General features: G+C 62.0%; 1 protein-coding gene. It reads left to right on the forward strand.

What is annotated here, in order from left to right; translation table 11 throughout:
* Positions 1 to 35: 35 nt before the first annotated feature.
* Positions 36 to 440: histidine kinase dimerization/phospho-acceptor domain-containing protein (locus tag H7U32_RS10395; protein WP_323804628.1), on the forward strand; the 405-nt coding region annotated here is incomplete at its 3' end.

Below are 440 nucleotides of genomic sequence, written 5' to 3' on the forward strand. Positions count from 1 at the left end.
CCCCAGATGACGCCTCCGGACTGGGAGAGCGGATTATGGAGAAATACGGCTATGAGGCCCGGGACGGCGGGGCCTACAGGGAAGTCCGCCGCTATCTTTTCCTTGCCGGCGGACTTCTCGTAGGCGGTATGACAGCCGCCTGCCTGGCGGCGCTGCTGGCCCTCCGGGCTCAGAGAAGGGCGGAAGAAGAAAGGGAGCGACTGGAGGAGAAGCTGGGAGAGCTGCGGCTCCGTGAGGAGGGCACCAGGGAGCGCCTCATCCGGGAGGAGCAGGAGACAAAGTCTCTGGTGACGGATATTTCCCACCAGCTCAAGACTCCCATCGCCGCCCTCAGGATGAGCCTGGAGCTCAAGGAAACAACAGAGCTGACGGAGGAGGAAAAGAGGGAATTTTCCGGCAGAGAGCTCCAGGAGGTGGCAAAGCTGGAGGAGCTTTTGCAC

Source organism: Bifidobacterium pullorum subsp. saeculare (assembly GCF_016899725.1).
GTDB lineage: Bacteria > Actinomycetota > Actinomycetes > Actinomycetales > Bifidobacteriaceae > Bifidobacterium > Bifidobacterium pullorum_C.